Source organism: Streptomyces sp. NPDC019937 (assembly GCF_040631655.1).
Lineage (GTDB): Bacteria > Actinomycetota > Actinomycetes > Streptomycetales > Streptomycetaceae > Streptomyces.
The window spans coordinates 1-16,846 of sequence record NZ_JBEYAL010000072.1 but is presented as its reverse complement, the minus strand read 5'-3'; the positions used below and the strand labels follow the sequence as shown (position 1 = coordinate 16,846).

Here is a 16,846-nt window from a genome sequence, read left to right as displayed (position 1 = left end):
CCTCATGAGCGCGTCCCCTGTGCCCGGTCACACTCCGGGCTCCGCCCCCCGGCCCGCCGACGCCGGTCTCTCCGGCCGTACCGCAGTCGTCACCGGCGCCGCCGGGGGCATCGGGCGGGCGTGCACCCTGCGGCTGGCAGCCGCCGGGGCACGGGTCCGGGCGGTCGACCTGGACGCCGAAGGGCTGGCCGAGCTGGTCGCCTTCGCCGAGCGGACGGCCCGCCCGCCGGGCACCGTCGAGGCGTACGCCCTGGACCTGACCGACCTGGACGCGGCGGAACGGGCCGCCGAGGGCGCCGACATCCTGGTCAACAACGCGGGGATCCAGCTCGTCCGCCCGATCGAGGACTTCCCGCCGGAGGTGTTCTCCCGGGTGCTGACGGTGATGCTGGAGGCCCCGTTCCGGCTGGTGCGCGGCGCGTTGCCGGGGATGTACGAGCGGGGCTGGGGGCGGATCGTGAACATCTCCTCCGTGCACGGGCTGCGCGCCTCCGCGTACAAGTCCGCGTATGTGGCCGCCAAACACGGTCTTGAGGGGCTTTCCAAGGTCGCCGCCCTGGAGGGCGCGCCTCACGGGGTCACGTCCAACTGCGTCAACCCCGGCTATGTGCGCACCCCTCTGGTCGAGCGTCAGATCGCCGACCAGGCCGTCGCGCACGGCATCTCCCCGGAGCGCGTCGTCTCCGAGGTGCTGCTGGCCGATTCGGCGGTCAAGCGGCTCGTCGAACCGGAGGAGGTGGCGGAGGCCGTGGCGTATCTGTGCGGTCCGCACTCCTCGTTCATCACCGGTGCCTCGCTCACCATGGACGGCGGATGGACGGCCCACTGAACGGCCCACTGAAGGACCGGCCGGACGGCCCGCCGAACGACCGGCCGGACGGCCCGCTGCCCGGCCGGCCCGCGGACCGCCCACCGGGCCGTACGACGCCCGGCGCCGCCGCGGCCGGCGGGGCTGCGGCCGCTCCCGGAGACCAGCCGGAGACCCCGTACCTGGAACTGCTCGCGCGCGGCGCGCCGCCCGAGGCGTACGAGCGCCCCGGGCTGCTGGCACGCGCGGAGAAGGCCCCGGCCGAGCGGCTGGCCGCCCTGGAGCGGGCCAAGCTGCTCGCCCTGCGGGTGCGCGGCGAACTGGAGGGGCGCAGGCGACGCGAGGCCGAGCTGTCCGCGCTCTTCGAGACCGCCCACGACCTCGCCGGGCTGCGCGATCTGGACGCGGTGCTCCAGGCCATCGTGCAGCGCGCCCGTTCGCTCCTGGGGACCGAGGTCGCGTATCTGACCCTCAACGACCCGACCGCCGGGGACACCTATATGCGGGTCACCGACGGTTCGGTCTCGGCGCGCTTCCAGCAACTGCGGCTCGGCATGGGGGAGGGTCTGGGCGGGCTCGTCGCCCAGACCGCGCGCCCCTATGTGACCGACAGCTACTTCGACGACCCCCGCTTCCAGCACACCCGCACCATCGACGCGGGCGTCAGCGACGAGGGCCTGGTCGCGATCCTCGGTGTGCCGCTGCTGCTGGGCAGCGGCGTCATCGGGGTGCTGTTCGCGGCAGACCGGCGGGTCCGCGTCTTCGAGCGCGAGCAGATCGCCCTGCTCGCCTCCTTCGCCGCGCACGCGGCCGTCGCCATCGACACGGCCAATCTGCTCGCCGAGACGAGGACGGCACTGGCCGAACTGGAGGCCGCCAACGAGATCATCCGCGACCGCAGCGGTGTCATCGAGCGCGCCTCCGAGGTCCACGACCGGCTCACCGAACTGGTGCTGCGCGGTGGCGGGGTGCGGGACGTGGCCGCCGCCGTGGCCGAGGTGCTGAGCGGTTCGGTGGAGTTCCTGGAGGCGCACGAGGCGTCCGCGGACGCCCTCGACCGGTCGCGGGCCGACGGCCATGCCGTACGCCACGGCGAGGACTGGATCGCGGCCGTCTCCGCGGGCGGCGAACTCCTCGGCGCGCTCGTCCTGCACGGCCACCCCCGGCTCGACCCCGTGGACCAGCGCACCCTGGAGCGCGCCGCCATGGTCACCTCGCTGCTGCAGCTCGCCCGCCGCTCGGCGGGCGAGGCCGAACAGCGGGTGCGCGGCGAGCTGCTGGACGATCTGCTCGACGCGCCCGACCGGGAGCCGCGGCTGCTGCGGGAGCGTGCCGCACGGCTGCGCGCGGACCTGGACGCGCCCCATGTGGTCCTCGCCGCGGGCATCGACGCGCCCCGCGCCGCGCCGGGCGGCGAGCCCGCGGCCGAACCCGCCGTCGCGCCGGGCCCGGGCGCCGCCGAGGACGCCGCCGACCGGATGCGCCTGTGGTCCGCCGCGTCCCATCTGGCCGCCACCCGGCAGGGCCTGGCCGCCGCGCGCGACGGCGGCACGGTGCTGCTGCTGCCGCTCGCCGAGGGCGACACCGCCGACGCCCTGGCCCGCCGCGCCGCCCGGCAGCTGGGCACCGCCGTGCACGCGCCCGTCACCGTCGGCGCCTCCGCGCCCGTCGCGGCGCCCGCCGCCCGCCCCGCCGAGGTCGCCGCCTCGTACGCCGAGGCCCGGCGTTGCCTGGCCGCCCTGCGGGTGCTGGGCCGGGCCGGTGAGGGGGCCGCGGCCGAGGACTTCGGCTTCCTCGGCCTGCTCCTGGCCGGTACGCGGGACGGCGCCCCGGACGGCACCCGGGTGCGGGACTTCGTCACGCGCACCATCGGGGCGGTCGTGGAGTACGACGCCCGGCGCGGCACCGGGCTGGTCCGCACGCTGGACGCGTACTTCGCCGGCGGGATGAGCCCGGCGCGCACCAAGGACGCGCTGCATGTGCATGTGAACACGGTGGCGCAGCGGCTGGAGCGGGTGGGGCGGCTGCTCGGCGCCGACTGGCAGTCGCCCGCGCGGTCGCTGGAGATACAGCTGGCGCTGCGGCTGCACCGGCTGACGGGGGCGGTGGAGCGCTGACCCGGCCTCATCGACACGATCAGGCCGACGCGGAACGGGAGGGCTCCCGGGCCTCATCGGCTTCGCCCGGCTCGATGGCGGCCAGGTCGCGTTCGCGGGTCTCCTTCGCCGCGCCGACCGCCACCACCGTGAGCAGCGCCGCCGCGATGACGTACAGGGCGATCGGGGTGGCGCTGTCGTAGTCGGCGAGCAGCGCGGTGGCGATCAGCGGGGCGGGCGCCCCGGCCGCGACCGAGGAGAACTGGGCGCCGATCGAGGCGCCCGAGTACCGCATCCGCGTCGCGAACATCTCCGAGAAGAACGCCGCCTGGGGCGCGTACATCGCGCCGTGGAAGACCAGCCCGACCGTGACCGCGAGGAGCAGCGCCCCGAAGTCCTCGGTGTCGATGAGGGCGAAGAAGGGGAACGCCCACGCGCCGACGCCCACGGCGCCCAGCAGATAGACCGGGCGGCGGCCGACGCGGTCCGACAGCGCGCCCCAGGCCGGGATCGTGGCGAAGTGCACGGCGGAGGCGATGAGTACGGCGTTCAGCGCGGTCTGCTTGCCGAGGCCCACATGGTCGGAGGTGGCGTAGACGAGCACGAAGGCCGTGATCACGTAGTAGCTGATGTTCTCGGCCATCCGCGCGCCCATCGCGACCAGGACGTCCCGCCAGTGGTGGCGCAGGACCGCCACCAGCGGCATCCGCTCCGCCACATCGGCGGTCTTCCGCGCCTCGGCCTGGGCTAGCGCGGCCTTGAAGACGGGTGATTCATCGACAGAGAGACGAATCCACAAGCCGACCAGCACCAGCACGCCCGAGAGCAGGAACGGCACCCGCCACCCCCAGGACTCGAACGCGCTCTCCGACAGCAGTCCGGTCAGCGCGGACAGCACCCCGGTGGCCAGCAACTGCCCGGCGGGGGCGCCGGTCTGTGGCCAGGACGCCCAGTATCCGCGCCGCCGGGCGTCCCCGTGCTCGGACACCAGCAGCACCGCCCCGCCCCATTCGCCGCCGAGCGCGAAGCCCTGCACCAGCCGCAGTGTGGTGAGCAGAACGGGCGCTGCCGAGCCGACGGTGGCGTGCGTCGGCAGCAGACCGATCGCACAGGTCGCCCCGCCCATCAGCAGCAGGCTCAGGATCAGCAGCTTCTTGCGGCCGAGCCGGTCGCCGTAGTGCCCGAACACCAGGGCCCCGAGCGGCCGGGCGGCGAAGCCGACCGCGTACGTCAGGAACGACAGCAGGGTGCCCACGAGCGGATCGGAGTCGGGGAAGAAGAGCTTGTTGAAGACGAGCGCGGCGGCCGACCCGTAGAGGAAGAAGTCGTACCACTCGATGGTGGTGCCGATGAGGCTCGCCGCGACGATGCGGCGCAGCGATCCGGGACTGGTCGGAGGAGCCATGGTTACCACTTCCGAGCGGGTGCGGGGACGGATTCGTGTGCCACACCGTAGAAATGCGCATGTCAGCTCGGATATGTACGCGGGCTACACACTTCCGCCGCCCGCTGCGGGCGCCGCACCCATGCGCACGGGCCCGGGGGTTCCGGCGTCCCCGGGCCCGTGCGGACCGCTTCACACCTTGCGGTAGTCGTACGCCTCCGCCGCGGCCCCGGCGACCGTGTCCACGTCCGCTCCGGTGGACGCGGTGACCACGGCCGCCACCGCGCCCTCCACGAGCGGCGCGTCCACCAGCCGGGAGCCCTCCGGCAGCTCGTCCTCCTCGGCCAGCAGCGCCTTGACGGTCAGTACGGCGCTGCCGAGGTCGACCAGTATGGCCACCCCGGCGCCCTGGTCGACCGCGTACGCCGCGTCGCGTATCAGCTCCTCGCTGGTGCCGAATCCGCCGTCCGGAGTGCCGCCCGCGGCGCGCACGGGCGCGGTGCCGCCCCCGGCCAGCGCGGTGGCCAGCCGGGCGACCGACTCGGCGACCTCCCCGCTGTGCGACACGACGACCACCCCGACCAGCTTCTCGCCGCCGTTCCCGGTCATCGGAGGGCCTCCGCCAGCGCCGCGACGATCAGCGCGGACGAGGTGGCGCCGGGGTCCTGATGGCCGACGCTGCGCTCGCCCAGATAGCTGGCCCTGCCCTTGCGCGCGAGCATCGGTACGGTCGCCAGCGCGCCCTTGTCCGCGGCCTCGCCCGCCGCGGTGAACGAGGCGGTGTCGCCGCCCAGCGCCTCCACCGCGGGGAGCAGCGCGTCCAGCATGGTCTTGTCGCCCGGCGCGGCCCCGCCGAGCTGGGCCACCGCGTCCACCCCGGCCCGCAGCGCGTCCGCCAGCTGCCGGGGCGTGACCTCCGCCGCGTCCCCCAGCGCCTTGCCCGCGCGCCGCAGCAGCGTCCCGTACAGCGGCCCGGAGGCGCCGCCCACCTTCGAGATCAGCTGGCGCCCGGCCAGGATGAGCGCGGCGCCGGGCGACCCCGGCGGCTCCTTCTCCAGCGCTTCGGTGACGGCCGCGAAACCGCGCTGCATATTGGTGCCGTGGTCGGCGTCGCCGATCGCGGAGTCCAGCTCGGTGAGCCGGGCCGCCTCACGGTGCACGGACTCGGCCGCGGCGGTGAGCCAGCGTTGGAAGAAAGAGGTGTCGAGCGCGTGTTCGACTGCGGATTCACTGCTGGACACAGACGCCTCCTCGTGACGGTAACCGACGGCGACAGCGTACGTATCGAGCCAGGTGGCGGGGTGGTCCGGGTCAGCAGCCCCAGCGCAGCCCGGCGGTCCGTACGGGCGCGTCCCACAGCCGCAGCAGGTCCTCGTCGACCTGGCACAGCGTGACCGAGGCGCCCGCCATGTCGAGTGATGTGACGTAGTTGCCGACGAGCGTACGTGCCACCGCCACGCGGCGCTCGCCGAGCACCCGGTGCACCTCGGCCGCGAAGCCGTACAGCTCCAGCTGGGGGGTCGCGCCCATTCCGTTGACCAGGACGAGCACCGGATCGTCCGGCCGCAGGTCGTCCAGTACCGCGTCCACCGCGTAGTCGGCGATCTCGCGCGAGGTCATCATCGCGCGCCGCTCCCGCCCCGGCTCGCCGTGGATGCCCACGCCCAACTCCAGCTCCCCGGCGGGCAGATCGAAGGTGGGGCCGCCCTTGGCGGGCGTCGTGCAGGGGGACAGCGCCACGCCGAAGCTGCGCGAGGACGCGTTGACCCGGCGGGCGATCGCCTCCACCCGCTCCAGTGGCGCCCCCTCCTCGGCCGCCGCGCCCGCGATCTTCTCCACGAACAGCGTCGCGCCGGTGCCGCGCCGGCCCGCCGTGTGGGTGCTGTCGGTCACCGCCACATCGTCGTCGACGAGCACCTTGGCGACCTGGATGCCCTCGTCCTCGGCCAGTTCGGCGGCCATCTCGAAGTTGAGCACGTCGCCGGTGTAGTTCTTGACGACGAACAGCACCCCCTTGCCGCTGTCCACGGCGGCCGCCGCGCGCACCATCTGGTCGGGCACGGGGGAGGTGAAGACCTCGCCGGGGCAGGCCGCGTCGAGCATGCCGACACCGACGAACCCGCCGTGCAGCGGCTCGTGGCCGGAGCCGCCGCCGGAGAGCAGGGCCACCTTGTCGGGCACCGGCGCGTCCCGCCGGACGATCACCCGGTTCTCGACATCCACCGTCAGTTCGGGATGGGAGGCGGCCAGTCCGCGCAGTGCGTCGGCGACCACGGTTTCGGCCACGTTGATGAGCATCTTCATGGGAGTGTTCGTCCTCCACCGGGTGGGAGCTGTGCACCGCTGCAACAGCGTACGGATCCGGCGCGGTCATGGCACCCCTGGGGCGCTGAGCCGAACAGCCTAATAAGCAGAAAAAGGTACATAGGCATCATATGGTGCGCGCATGGAGAATACTGCCGCACCGGCGGCCGCCGCCGCGCGCCCGCGCCCGAATCCACCCCGGCCGCCGCTCCACCGGCGCCGCGCGCCGTGGCTCGCGGTGGTCGCCGTCGGCTACGCGGTGGTCCAGCTCGCCGTGGTCGTCCCGCACGTCGGACACGCGCTGGGCTGGGACGAGTCCGTGTACGTCTCCCAGGTGGACCCGCGCACCCCGGCCGCGTACTTCAGCGCGCCGCGCTCACGCGGCATCAGCATGCTGGTCTCCCCGGTGGTGGCCGCCACGTCCTCCATCACGGCGCTCCGGGTCCTCCTCACGGTGCTCTCCGCGGGCGCCCTCTACACCGCCTTCCGCGTCTGGAACAGGTTGCTGCCCCGCGGTCCCGTGGCGCTCGCCGCGCTGCTCTTCGCCGGGCTGTGGATCACCACGATCAGCGGCCCCGCCGTGATGCCCAACCTCTGGGTCGCGCTCGGCGCGGTGGCCGCGGTCGGCTGGTTCCTGCGCCTGCCCGCCGAACCGGGCGCCCGCTGGTGGCTCGCCGCCCTCGTCGCCGGTGTCACCCTCGTCCGCACCCCCGACGGCGGCTGGCTGGCCCTCCCGCTGCTGGCCGTCGCCCTCCGGCTGCGGACCTGGCGGCCCGCCCTGCTCCCGCTGGCGGGCGGGTTCCTGCTGGGCGCCGCGCAGTGGATCGGCGAGGCCTACGACCGCTTCGGCGGCATCGGCGGGCGGCTGGACGTCTCCAGCGACGTCGAGGGCGGCATGGGCCTCCACTTCGCCGTGGGCGCCGCGCTGCGCAGCCTCAACGGGCCCCAGCTGTGCCGCCCGTGCGAGGTGCCGCTGCGCCATCCGGAGCTGACCCTGTGGTGGCTGTCGCTGCCGCTGCTGACCCTCGCCGCCGTCGCCCTCGTCCTGCGGGACCGTCGGACACGGCGGAACCGGGTGCGCGTCGGGCTCGGGCGGCCGCACGCCGACCGGGAGCCCGGTGTGCCGGTCACCGTGCTGCCCGTCGTCTGCGCGGCCTCCCTCGCCGTCCCCTACCTGCTGCTCATCGACTACTCCGCGCCGCGCTTCCTGATGCCGTCCTACGCGCTGCTCGCCCTGCCCATCGCCGCGCTGGGCTTCCGCGCCGTACGCGCCGCACGCTCGCCGCGCCACATGGCCACCGCGCTCGGGATCGTCGTCCTGCTCCATCTGGGCAGCCAGTTCGCCGTCCTCGCCCACACCTCGGCGGTGTCCGAGAAGACCACCGGGCGCTACCGCACCGCCGCCGACGGGCTGAAGCGGCTGGGGCTGCGGCCGCCGTGCCTGGTGGCCGGCGACCGGGCCCTGCCCGTCGCGTACCACGCGGGCTGCGGCTCCGCCCAGACCAGCGGCAACAACCGCTCCACCACCGTGTCCGGGCTGCTGCGGCGGGCCGCGCACGAACCCACCGCGCTGCTCGTCCGGCGCGACCACGGCGCCCGGCCGCCGTCCTACGCCCGCACCTGGATCGGGTTTCCGCTGGCGGGGACGGAGTGGAGCGCCTATCTGCCGCCGGACCAGGCGCGCCAAGTGGCCTCGCGGGGCGCGGAGGAGTCCCTTCAGTCCCGGGAATCCGGACAGGAGACGTCGGGTAATCCCGCGAGCATGGGCGCCATGACGACGCGACCTATCACCAGTTGGGCCGGATTCCAGGCGGCGGAGCCCGGCTTCGCCACGGCCGCGCGGGAGCGCTTCGAGCGCTACCGCACCCATGTCCTGGCCACCGTGCGGCAGGACGGCTCCCCCCGGCTGACCCCCCTGGAGGTCACCTTCCGCTTCGGGGAACTGTGGCTCGGCATGATGCCCGACTCGCGCAAGGCCGTCGATCTGCGCCGCGACCAGCGCTTCTCGATCCAGGCCAACCCGGGTCCGGGCGACGGCACGCCCGGCGGCGACGTGCGGATCAGCGGCCGGGCCGTCGAGGTGACCGAGCCGGACTCGCTCGCCCGCTTCGCCGCCGAGGTCCACCCGCCCGAGCCCTTCCACCTCTTCCGCGCCGAGGTGACCGAGGTCGTGCACACCGAGGCCGGGGAATCCGGCCTGGTGCTGCGGACCTGGCACCCCGGCCGGCCGGTCCGGGTCGTACGGCGCGGGACGGACGACAGCCCGCCCCGGGCGGACGAGGCGGGCTGAGCCGCCGGGTGCTCCGCGGCCCTTCCGTATTTCTGGAACGCGTTCTACCGTGCCCCTCGATCCCAGGACGCTCCCAGACCGCCGTCGTGGCGCACGCGAGACTCCAGGAGGGGCCGTGGACCTCGAATACACCCCTGAGCAGCGGCAGTTACGAACCGAGCTGCGCACCTACTTCGCCGAGCTGGTCCCCGACGACGCCTACGCCCGCTACGCCGACCCCGCCGGGCAGAAGCGGTTCTACCGCGAGACCATCCGCCGCCTCGGCACCGACGGCTGGCTGGGCGTGGGCTGGCCCCGGGAGTACGGCGGGCGGGGACTGGGCCCGGTCGAACAGTTCATCTTCTTCGACGAGGCCGCCCAGGCGGGCGTACCGCTGCCGCTGATGGCCCTCAACACGGTCGGCCCCACGCTCATGCGCTACGGCACCGACGAGCAGAAGCGGTACTTCCTGCCGCGCGTCCTCTCCGGCGAGATCGACTTCGCGATCGGCTACAGCGAGCCCGACGCCGGAACCGACCTCGCCGCCCTCAAGACCCGCGCCGTACGGGACGGCGACGACTACGTGGTGAACGGCCAGAAGACCTGGACCACCAACGGGGACACCGCCGACTGGGTCTGGCTCGCCGTCCGCACCGACCCCGACGCGAAGCCCCACCACGGCATCAGCATCCTGCTCGTCCCGACCACCGACCCCGGCTACTCCCGCACCGTCATCACCACCCTCGCCTCCCACGACACCACCGCCAGCTGCTACGAGAACGTCCGGGTCCCGGCCACCCGCCGCGTCGGCGCCGAGAACGAGGGCTGGCGCATGATCACCACTCAGCTCAACTACGAACGCGTCACCCTCGCCGCCCACGGCACCATGGCCATCCGCGCCCTGCGCGGCGTCCGGCAGTGGGCCGCCGACACCAAGCTCCCGGACGGCCGCCGGGTCATCGACCTGGCCTGGGTACGCGCCCGGCTGGCCCGTACCCACGCCCGGCTGGACGCCATGAAGGTCCTCAACTGGAGAATGGTGGACGCCCTCCAGCGCGACACCCTGACCCCGCAGGACGCCTCCGCCGTCAAGGTCTACGGCTCCGAGGCGCGCCGCGACGCCTACGCCTGGCTCATGGAGGTCGTCGGTGCCGCGGGCCCGCTCAAGGAGGGCTCGGCGGGCGCGGTCCTCCACGGCGAGCTGGAACGCGGCTACCGCAGCGCGGTCGTCTTCACCTTCGGCGGCGGCAACAACGAGATCCAGCGGGAGATCATCTCCTGGATCGGCCTGGGCATGCCACGGGTACGCCGCTGACCGGCGGGGTGACGCCCGCCCGCAGTCCCGCCGCGGCCCCCCGCGGTACATCACAAAGCGGCGGCCCGGGGTGTTACGTCGCCTCCGGATACAGCAGGCAGTCCTCGGGCCGGATCACCAGGACGATCTCGGGGCCCGTGCGCCGTACGGCGCTCTCGGCGTGCACGCGCAGGTCGCCGACGGCCAGCTCGTACTCGAAACGGGCGCCGGTGTACGAGCACTGCCTGATCGTCGCCCGAAGTCGTACTCGCCGGACACGACCTTCTCCACGAGCGCCCCCGTGGAGTGGTCGGCGCGGGTGAAGGGCAGCAGCCGCCGGAAGGTGTCCCAGCCGTCGGCGACGGCGCTGGTGTAGCGGTGAGCGTCGGGCGCGCCATATTGTCTCAAGGCGCGTATTGATACAACCGTTGGAACGGAGGAACGTGGGGCCGGTGCTGGGCGGCAGACGGGACAGCCAAGTGATGGTGCCGGATTCGATGTTGGTGCAAAAAGTGACGGTCCGGCTCCGGGCCGGGTAGCCGCGGCGATCACCCCGTGCTACGCAGGGGGCATGTCTGACAGTGATGCCTGCGACGTCGTCATCGTCGGCGGCGGCCACAACGCCCTGGTCGCCGCCGCCTATCTGGGCCGGGCGGGCCGTAGCGTGCGGGTGCTGGAGCGGCTGGACCACATCGGCGGCGCGGCCGTGTCCGAGCGCACGTTCGCCGGGGTGGACGCCCGGCTCTCGCGCTATTCGTACCTGGTCAGCCTGTTGCCCCGGCGCATCGTCGACGACCTGGGGCTGGGCTTCGCGGTCCGCAAGCGGTCCGTATCCTCCTACACCCCCACCGTCCGGGGCGGGCGGCCGGCCGGGCTGCTGGTGGAGACCGGCGGTGGGGCCCGGACCCGGGAGGCGTTCGCGCGGCTGACCGGCGGCGAGCGGGAGTACGCGGCCTGGGAGCGGTTCTACGGGATGACCGGGCGGGTCGCCGAGCGGGTGTTCCCGACGCTGACCGAGCCGCTTCCGGACCGGGAGGCGCTGCGGGCCCGGATCGGGGACGACGCGGCGTGGGAGGCGCTGTTCGAGCGGCCGCTGGGGGAGGCGGTCGAGGCGGCGTTCGAGGACGACCTGGTGCGGGGGGTGGTGCTCACCGACGCGCTGATCGGCACCTTCGCCTCCGCCCATGACCCCTCGCTGCGGCAGAACCGCTGCTTCCTCTACCACGTGATCGGCGGCGGCACCGGCGACTGGGACGTGCCCGTGGGCGGCATGGGCGCGTTCACCGACGCCCTCGCGCACGCGGCGGGCCTGGCGGGCGCGCGGATCGCGACCGGCTGCGAGGTCACGGGGATCGCCACCGACGGGACGGCGGCCGAGGTGACGTACCGGGACCGGGACGGCGAGCATCTCGTGGGCGCCCGCCATGTGCTGGTCGGGGCCGCCCCGCGCGAGCTGGCGCGGCTGCTCGGCGAGGAGCCGCCCGCCCCGCCCGCCGAGGGCGCGCAGCTGAAGGTGAACATGCTGCTGCGGCGGCTGCCCGCGCTCCGGGACCCCGGGGCGGACCCGCGCGAGGCGTTCGCCGGGACGTTCCACATCGCCGAGGGCTACGGCGAGTTGGAGGCGGCGTACCGGCAGGCCGCCGCGGGGGAGCTGCCGCGGCGGCCGCCGTCGGAGATCTACTGCCACTCGCTGACCGACCCGTCGATCCTCGGCCCGGACCTGGCCGCGCGCGGCTACCAGACCCTGACCCTGTTCGGGCTGCACACCCCCGCCCGGCTGTTCGCCGACGACCCCGAGGGGACCCGAGAGACCCTGCTGGGGAACACCCTCGCCCAGCTCGACGCCCACCTCGCCGAACCGATCGCCGACTGCCTCGCGTACGACGCCGACGGCAGGCCGTGCGTCGAGGCCAAGAGCCCGCTGGACCTGGACCGCGAACTGCGGCTGCCGGGCGGGAACATCTTCCACCGCGAGCTGGCCTTCCCGTACGCCCAGGAGGGCACCGGCCGCTGGGGCGTGGAGACGCGCCACGCCAATGTGCTGCTGTGCGGCGCGGGCGCGGTGCGCGGCGGCGGGGTCAGCGGAATCCCCGGCCACAACGCGGCGATGGCGGTGCTGGGGAAGTAGCCGGGCCGATGGCCGAAAGAACCTGACGGAACGTAAGAATCTGACGGGACGTCAGAAAAACTCTTCCGCTCCCCGCCCCCCTGCGGCATCCTGCCCCGCATGAAGACGGAGCTGAGCACAAGGCTGGGTGTCGAGCACGCCATCTTCGGCTTCACGCCGTTCCCCGCCGTGGCCGCGGCGATCACCCGGGCCGGGGGGTTCGGCGTGCTCGGCGCGGTCCGCTACGCCGCGGGCGAGGATCTGGCCCGCGACCTGGACTGGATGCAGGAGCACACCGACGGCAAACCGTACGGCCTCGACGTCGTGATGCCCGCGAAGAAGGTCGAGGGGGTGAGCGAGGCCGACATCGAGGCGATGATCCCGCAGGAGCACCGCGCGTTCGTGGCGGAGACCCTGGCCAAGCACGGGGTGCCCGAACTGGCCGAGGGCGAGGCGTCCGGCTGGCGCATCACCGGCTGGCTGGAGCAGGTCGCCCGCAGCCAGCTCGACGTCGCCTTCGACTACCCCGTCAAGCTGCTGGCCAACGCGCTCGGCTCGCCGCCCGCCGATGTCGTCGCCCGCGCCCATGACCGCGGCATCCTGGTCGCCGCGCTGGCCGGGAGCGCGCGCCACGCCCTGCACCACAAGGACGCCGGCCTGGACATCGTCGTCGCGCAGGGCTACGAGGCCGGCGGCCACACCGGCGAGATCGCCTCCATGGTGCTCACCCCCGAGGTCGTCGAGGCCGTCGACCCGCTGCCCGTGCTCGCCGCGGGCGGCATCGGCAGCGGCGAACAGATCGCCGCCGGACTCGCGCTCGGCGCCCAGGGGGTGTGGCTCGGCTCGATCTGGCTCACCACCGAGGAGGCCGAACTGCATTCGGCCGCGCTCACCGCCAAGCTCCTCGCCGCCGGATCCGGCGACACCGTGCGCTCCCGCGCCCTCACCGGCAAGCCCGCCCGCCAGCTGCGCACCGCCTGGACGGACGCCTGGGACGATCCGCAGGGCCCGGGGCCGCTGCCGATGCCGCTCCAGGGGCTGCTGGTCGCCGAGGCCGTCTCGCGCATCCAGAAGTACGAGGTGGAACCGCTGCTCGGCACGCCGGTCGGGCAGATCGTCGGCCGGATGACCTCCACCCGCAGCGTGCGGGCCGTCTTCGACGACCTGACCAGGGGCTTCGAACGTGCCATCGACCGCGTCAACCGCATCGCCGGACGGGACTGAGGAGGACGACGACCGATGACCGCCACCACCGACCCCACCCCCACGATCCCCGTCGGTTTCTGGGCGCAGGCCGGACACGAACCCGACCGCGTCGTCCTCGTCGCCCCCGACGGCGAGGAGTGGACCGCGGCCCGGCTGCACGCCGCGTGCAACCAGCTCGTCGGCGGACTGCGCGCCGCCGGGCTCCGGCGCGGCGACGCCTTCGCGGTCGTCCTGCCCAACGGGGTCGAGTTCTTCACCGCCGCGCTCGCCGCCACCCAGGCCGGGTTCTACCTCGTGCCCGTCAACCACCACCTGGTCGGCCCCGAGATCGCCTGGATCGTCTCCGACTCGGGCGCCAAGGTGCTGGTCGCCCACGAACGCTTCGGCACCCAGGCCACCCTGGCCGCCGACGAGGCCGGGCTGCCCGCCACACACCGCTACGCGGTCGGCGCCGTCGAGGCCTTTCGCCCGTACGCCGAACTCCTCCGGGGACAGTCACCGCAGCCGCCCGCCGACCGCGAACTGGGCTGGGTCATGAACTACACCTCCGGTACGACGGGACGCCCGCGCGGCATCCGGCGCCCGCTGACCGGAAAGCTCCCCGAGGAAAGCCACCTCGGCGGCTTCCTGCGCTTCTTCGGCATCCGGCCCCGCGCCGAGGAACCCGACCACGTCCACCTGGTGTGCTCACCGCTCTACCACACGGCCGTCCTGCAGTTCGCGTCCTCGTCCCTGCACATCGGCCACCCCCTGGTGCTCATGGACAAGTGGACGCCCCAGGAGATGCTGCGGCTCATCGACGCCTACCGCTGCACCCACACCCATATGGTGCCCACGCAGTTCCACCGGCTGCTCGCCCTCCCCGAGGAGTTACGGGCGTCCTACGACGTCTCCTCGATGCGCCACGCCATCCACGGCGCCGCGCCCTGCCCCGACCACGTGAAACGCGCCATGATCGACTGGTGGGGCGGCTGCGTCGAGGAGTACTACGCGGCCAGCGAGGGCGGCGGCGCCTTCGCCACCGCCGAGGACTGGCTGAAGAAGCCGGGAACGGTCGGCAAGCCCTGGCCCATCAGTGAGATCGCCATCTTCGACGACGACGGGAAGAAGCTGCCGCCCGGCGAACTCGGCACCGTCTACATGAAGATGAGCACCGGCGGCTTCAGCTACCACAAGGACGAGGGCAAGACCCGCAAGAACCGCATCGGCGACTACTTCACCGTCGGCGACCTCGGCCTCCTCGACGACGACGGCTATCTCTACCTCCGCGACCGCAAGATCGACATGATCATCTCGGGCGGGGTCAACATCTACCCGGCCGAGATCGAATCCGCGCTGCTCACCCACCCCGCCGTCGCCGACGCCGCCGCCTTCGGCATCCCGCACGACGACTGGGGCGAGCAGGTCAAGGCGGTCGTGGAAGCCGCCCCGGGGCACACCCCCGGCCCGGAGCTGGCGGCCGCCATCCTCGACCACTGCGAGCAGCGGCTCGCGGGCTACAAGCGCCCCAAGTCCGTCGACTTCATCGCCGAGATGCCCCGCGACCCCAACGGCAAGCTCTACAAGCGGCGGCTGCGCGAGCCCTACTGGGACGGGCATGAGCGACCCGTGTGACGGGGGTGACGTCAGCGGTTTCGGCCGTATCCTCGGCCCTATGCACACACTTGACAGTGTCGAGGTGGACGGGGTCGAGCTGACGTACCGGGTGTGGGGCGCGGCGGGCGACCCGCCCGTCCTGCTGCTGCACGGCCTCGGCGAGGACGGCGTCGACTGGCTCGCCATAGCGCCGCGCCTCGCCCCGGGCCGCCGGGTGTACGCGCTGGACCTGCGCGGCCACGGAGCCAGCGACTGGCCGGGCGAGTACGCCCTGGAGCAACTGCGGGACGAGGTCGCCGGGTTCCTCGCGGCGGTCGGCCTGGAGCGCGTCACCCTCATCGGACACTCCTACGGCGGCGTGGTCGCCTACCTCGTCGCCCAGCGCTTCCCGCATCTGACGGAACGCCTGGTGATCGAGGACGCCCCGCCGCTGCTGCCCCAGGACCCGCCGCTGGAGGTGCCGCCGCGCCCGACCGGGCGGATGGCCTTCGACTGGGCGGTCAGGACGCAGTTCACCGAGCAGCGCAACGCCCCGGACCCGCGCTGGACCGAGGGGCTTTCGGACATCACCGCGCCCACGCTGGTGATAGGCGGCGGCCCGGCCAGCCATATCCCGCAGGAGCTGCTGGCCGACATGGCGGAGCGCATACCCGACTGCCGCCTGGTCACCATCGACGCCGGCCACTGCGTCCACCAGAACCGGCCCGAGGAGTTCCTCGCCGCCATAGGGGAGTTCCTGGACGCCTAGGGGGTGTCTCGCCGATCATGCCGGGCTCCCGGCGTCCGGCCCGATCGACAAGACACCCCCTGGGGCCCGTTTGGAGCACCGCGTACGCTCCCGGTGGGCGAGCACCGCTCGTGCCGCCCGCGCCGCCGAGAGAGGGGTCCCGCCGTGCGACCGACCGATGTCCCGCGCCCTGTCCTCATCGCCGCCACGGCCGCCGCCCTGCTGGCCGCGGGAGCCGGAGGAGCCGCCGCTGAGCCTGGTGTGCGGCCGTCCCACGGTCAACTGCGGCCGCTGGCCGGGCTGTCCGCCGACCGGGTGCTGGTCGCGGACCAGGTCGCCGCCGCCAAGTGGGGCACCGACAGCCCGATCGACGACCCGGCCCGGGAGAAGCAGGTGCTGGACACGGTGGCGGAGCAGGCCCGGGAGATGGGCGGCGACCCGGCGGCGACGTCGAGGATCTTCCGTGACCAGATCGAGGCCAGCAAGGTCGTCCAGCGCGGCCTGTACCGGCGGTGGCAGGCCGACCCGTCCTCGGCCCCCACCGAACGCCCCGACCTCGGAAAGGTCCGGCTGGAGATCAACCGGATCAACGGCGAACTGGTCCGGGCGATCGCGGCCGCCACCGACGCCCGCACCGCCCCCTCGTGCCCGGCCCGGCTGCTGGCCGGGGCCCTGGCCACGGGCCATCAGAAGCGGCTGGACGGGCTGCACGCGGTGGCGCTGACCCGCGCGCTGCCGTCGGTGTGCGAGACGCGGTAGCCAGGCTCCCTGGTGCCGCGTCAGTCAAGGTGTGCCCGGTAGCGAGGTGTCCTGGTGCGGTCAGCTGCAAGGCGCCGGATCGGCCTCGCGGGGGCACCTCCCGGACGGAGTCTGGGGGCGGGCCTACTCGGTCGATTCGGCAACGCCGCAGATGGCCGTGCCAGGGCGGCGAGCGGGGTGAACCTTGGCTGACGCGGCACCAGGGGGTGTCGTGTGGATCATGCCGGGCTCCCGACGCCGCTGTGACATCAGCCGCTGCCGCGGCGGGCGGCACCTCGCGGCCCCGCGCTCGTCGC

14 protein-coding genes are annotated in these 16,846 nt (G+C 73.7%); 10 read left to right on the top strand and 4 right to left on the bottom strand.

Annotation, left to right across the window (positions count from 1 at the left end; translation table 11 throughout):
* Positions 1–4 precede the first annotated feature (4 nt).
* Positions 5–829, top strand: a complete 825-nt coding sequence (locus ABZ562_RS39055; protein ID WP_361489606.1) for a 3-hydroxybutyrate dehydrogenase — start codon at positions 5–7, stop codon at positions 827–829.
* Entirely contained in the window at positions 814–2,925 is a 2,112-nt protein-coding gene (locus ABZ562_RS39050) for a GAF domain-containing protein (protein WP_361489603.1), read from the top strand. The genes ABZ562_RS39055 and ABZ562_RS39050 overlap by 16 nt, the downstream gene beginning before the upstream one ends.
* A gap of 19 nt (positions 2,926–2,944) precedes the next feature.
* On the opposite strand, the gene ABZ562_RS39045 is transcribed toward ABZ562_RS39050, so the two are convergent.
* The 4 genes from ABZ562_RS39045 to dhaK form a co-directional block, all read right to left on the bottom strand.
* The gene (locus tag ABZ562_RS39045) at positions 2,945–4,309 is read right to left on the bottom strand and encodes an MFS transporter (protein WP_361489600.1); all 1,365 of its coding nucleotides are present in this window, start codon (positions 4,307–4,309) and stop codon (positions 2,945–2,947) included.
* 171 nt (positions 4,310–4,480) lie between these two features.
* Entirely contained in the window at positions 4,481–4,897 is a 417-nt protein-coding gene (locus tag ABZ562_RS39040) for a PTS fructose transporter subunit IIA (RefSeq protein ID WP_361489597.1), read from the bottom strand.
* Positions 4,894–5,529 carry a dihydroxyacetone kinase subunit DhaL gene (gene dhaL / locus ABZ562_RS39035; RefSeq protein ID WP_361489594.1) on the bottom strand — a complete coding sequence of 212 codons (636 nt, stop codon included), beginning with the start codon at positions 5,527–5,529 and terminating at the stop codon, positions 4,894–4,896. The genes ABZ562_RS39040 and dhaL overlap by 4 nt, the downstream gene beginning before the upstream one ends.
* A 70-nt stretch (positions 5,530–5,599) precedes the next feature.
* Positions 5,600–6,592 carry a dihydroxyacetone kinase subunit DhaK gene (gene dhaK / locus ABZ562_RS39030; RefSeq protein ID WP_361489592.1) on the bottom strand — a complete coding sequence of 331 codons (993 nt, stop codon included), beginning with the start codon at positions 6,590–6,592 and terminating at the stop codon, positions 5,600–5,602.
* Positions 6,593–6,734: 142 nt separating this feature from the next.
* Between dhaK and ABZ562_RS39025 the strand changes: the two genes are divergently transcribed.
* The 8 genes from ABZ562_RS39025 (at position 6,735) to ABZ562_RS38990 (ending at position 16,550) form a co-directional block, all read left to right on the top strand.
* Entirely contained in the window at positions 6,735–8,882 is a 2,148-nt protein-coding gene (locus ABZ562_RS39025; protein WP_361489590.1) for a pyridoxamine 5'-phosphate oxidase family protein, read from the top strand.
* Between the two features lie 115 nt (positions 8,883–8,997).
* Positions 8,998–10,176 carry an acyl-CoA dehydrogenase family protein gene (locus tag ABZ562_RS39020; RefSeq protein WP_361489587.1) on the top strand — a complete coding sequence of 393 codons (1,179 nt, stop codon included), beginning with the start codon at positions 8,998–9,000 and terminating at the stop codon, positions 10,174–10,176.
* A gap of 160 nt (positions 10,177–10,336) precedes the next feature.
* Positions 10,337–10,531: a hypothetical protein gene (locus ABZ562_RS39015; RefSeq protein ID WP_361489584.1), complete on the top strand. Its 195-nt coding sequence runs from the start codon at positions 10,337–10,339 to the stop codon at positions 10,529–10,531.
* A 195-nt stretch (positions 10,532–10,726) separates the two neighbouring features.
* Positions 10,727–12,283, top strand: a complete 1,557-nt coding sequence (locus tag ABZ562_RS39010) for an NAD(P)/FAD-dependent oxidoreductase (RefSeq protein ID WP_361489581.1) — start codon at positions 10,727–10,729, stop codon at positions 12,281–12,283.
* A 99-nt stretch (positions 12,284–12,382) separates the two neighbouring features.
* Complete coding sequence (locus tag ABZ562_RS39005) at positions 12,383–13,486, top strand: nitronate monooxygenase family protein (RefSeq protein WP_361489579.1); 1,104 nt, start codon at positions 12,383–12,385, stop codon at positions 13,484–13,486.
* Between the two features lie 15 nt (positions 13,487–13,501).
* Positions 13,502–15,082 carry an acyl-CoA synthetase gene (locus tag ABZ562_RS39000; protein WP_361489576.1) on the top strand — a complete coding sequence of 527 codons (1,581 nt, stop codon included), beginning with the start codon at positions 13,502–13,504 and terminating at the stop codon, positions 15,080–15,082.
* A gap of 40 nt (positions 15,083–15,122) precedes the next feature.
* Positions 15,123–15,812, top strand: a complete 690-nt coding sequence (locus tag ABZ562_RS38995; protein ID WP_361489573.1) for an alpha/beta hydrolase — start codon at positions 15,123–15,125, stop codon at positions 15,810–15,812.
* Between the two features lie 144 nt (positions 15,813–15,956).
* A complete protein-coding gene (locus ABZ562_RS38990) occupies positions 15,957–16,550 on the top strand; it encodes a chorismate mutase (RefSeq protein WP_361489570.1) in 594 nt (197 codons plus the stop codon).
* Positions 16,551–16,846 lie beyond the last annotated feature (296 nt).

What these genes read in the sequence shown, in the direction of transcription:
- ABZ562_RS39055 (WP_361489606.1), top strand. Translation starts at nt 5, where the DNA reads ATGAGCGCGTCCCCTGTGCCCGGTCACACTCCGGGCTCCGCCCCCCGG.
- ABZ562_RS39050 (WP_361489603.1), top strand. Translation starts at nt 814, where the DNA reads ATGGACGGCCCACTGAACGGCCCACTGAAGGACCGGCCGGACGGCCCG.
- ABZ562_RS39045 (WP_361489600.1), bottom strand. Translation starts at nt 4,309, where the DNA reads ATGGCTCCTCCGACCAGTCCCGGATCGCTGCGCCGCATCGTCGCGGCG.
- ABZ562_RS39040 (WP_361489597.1), bottom strand. Translation starts at nt 4,897, where the DNA reads ATGACCGGGAACGGCGGCGAGAAGCTGGTCGGGGTGGTCGTCGTGTCG.
- dhaK (WP_361489592.1), bottom strand. Translation starts at nt 6,592, where the DNA reads ATGAAGATGCTCATCAACGTGGCCGAAACCGTGGTCGCCGACGCACTG.
- ABZ562_RS39025 (WP_361489590.1), top strand. Translation starts at nt 6,735, where the DNA reads ATGGAGAATACTGCCGCACCGGCGGCCGCCGCCGCGCGCCCGCGCCCG.
- ABZ562_RS39010 (WP_361489581.1), top strand. Translation starts at nt 10,727, where the DNA reads ATGTCTGACAGTGATGCCTGCGACGTCGTCATCGTCGGCGGCGGCCAC.
- ABZ562_RS39005 (WP_361489579.1), top strand. Translation starts at nt 12,383, where the DNA reads ATGAAGACGGAGCTGAGCACAAGGCTGGGTGTCGAGCACGCCATCTTC.
- ABZ562_RS39000 (WP_361489576.1), top strand. Translation starts at nt 13,502, where the DNA reads ATGACCGCCACCACCGACCCCACCCCCACGATCCCCGTCGGTTTCTGG.
- ABZ562_RS38995 (WP_361489573.1), top strand. Translation starts at nt 15,123, where the DNA reads ATGCACACACTTGACAGTGTCGAGGTGGACGGGGTCGAGCTGACGTAC.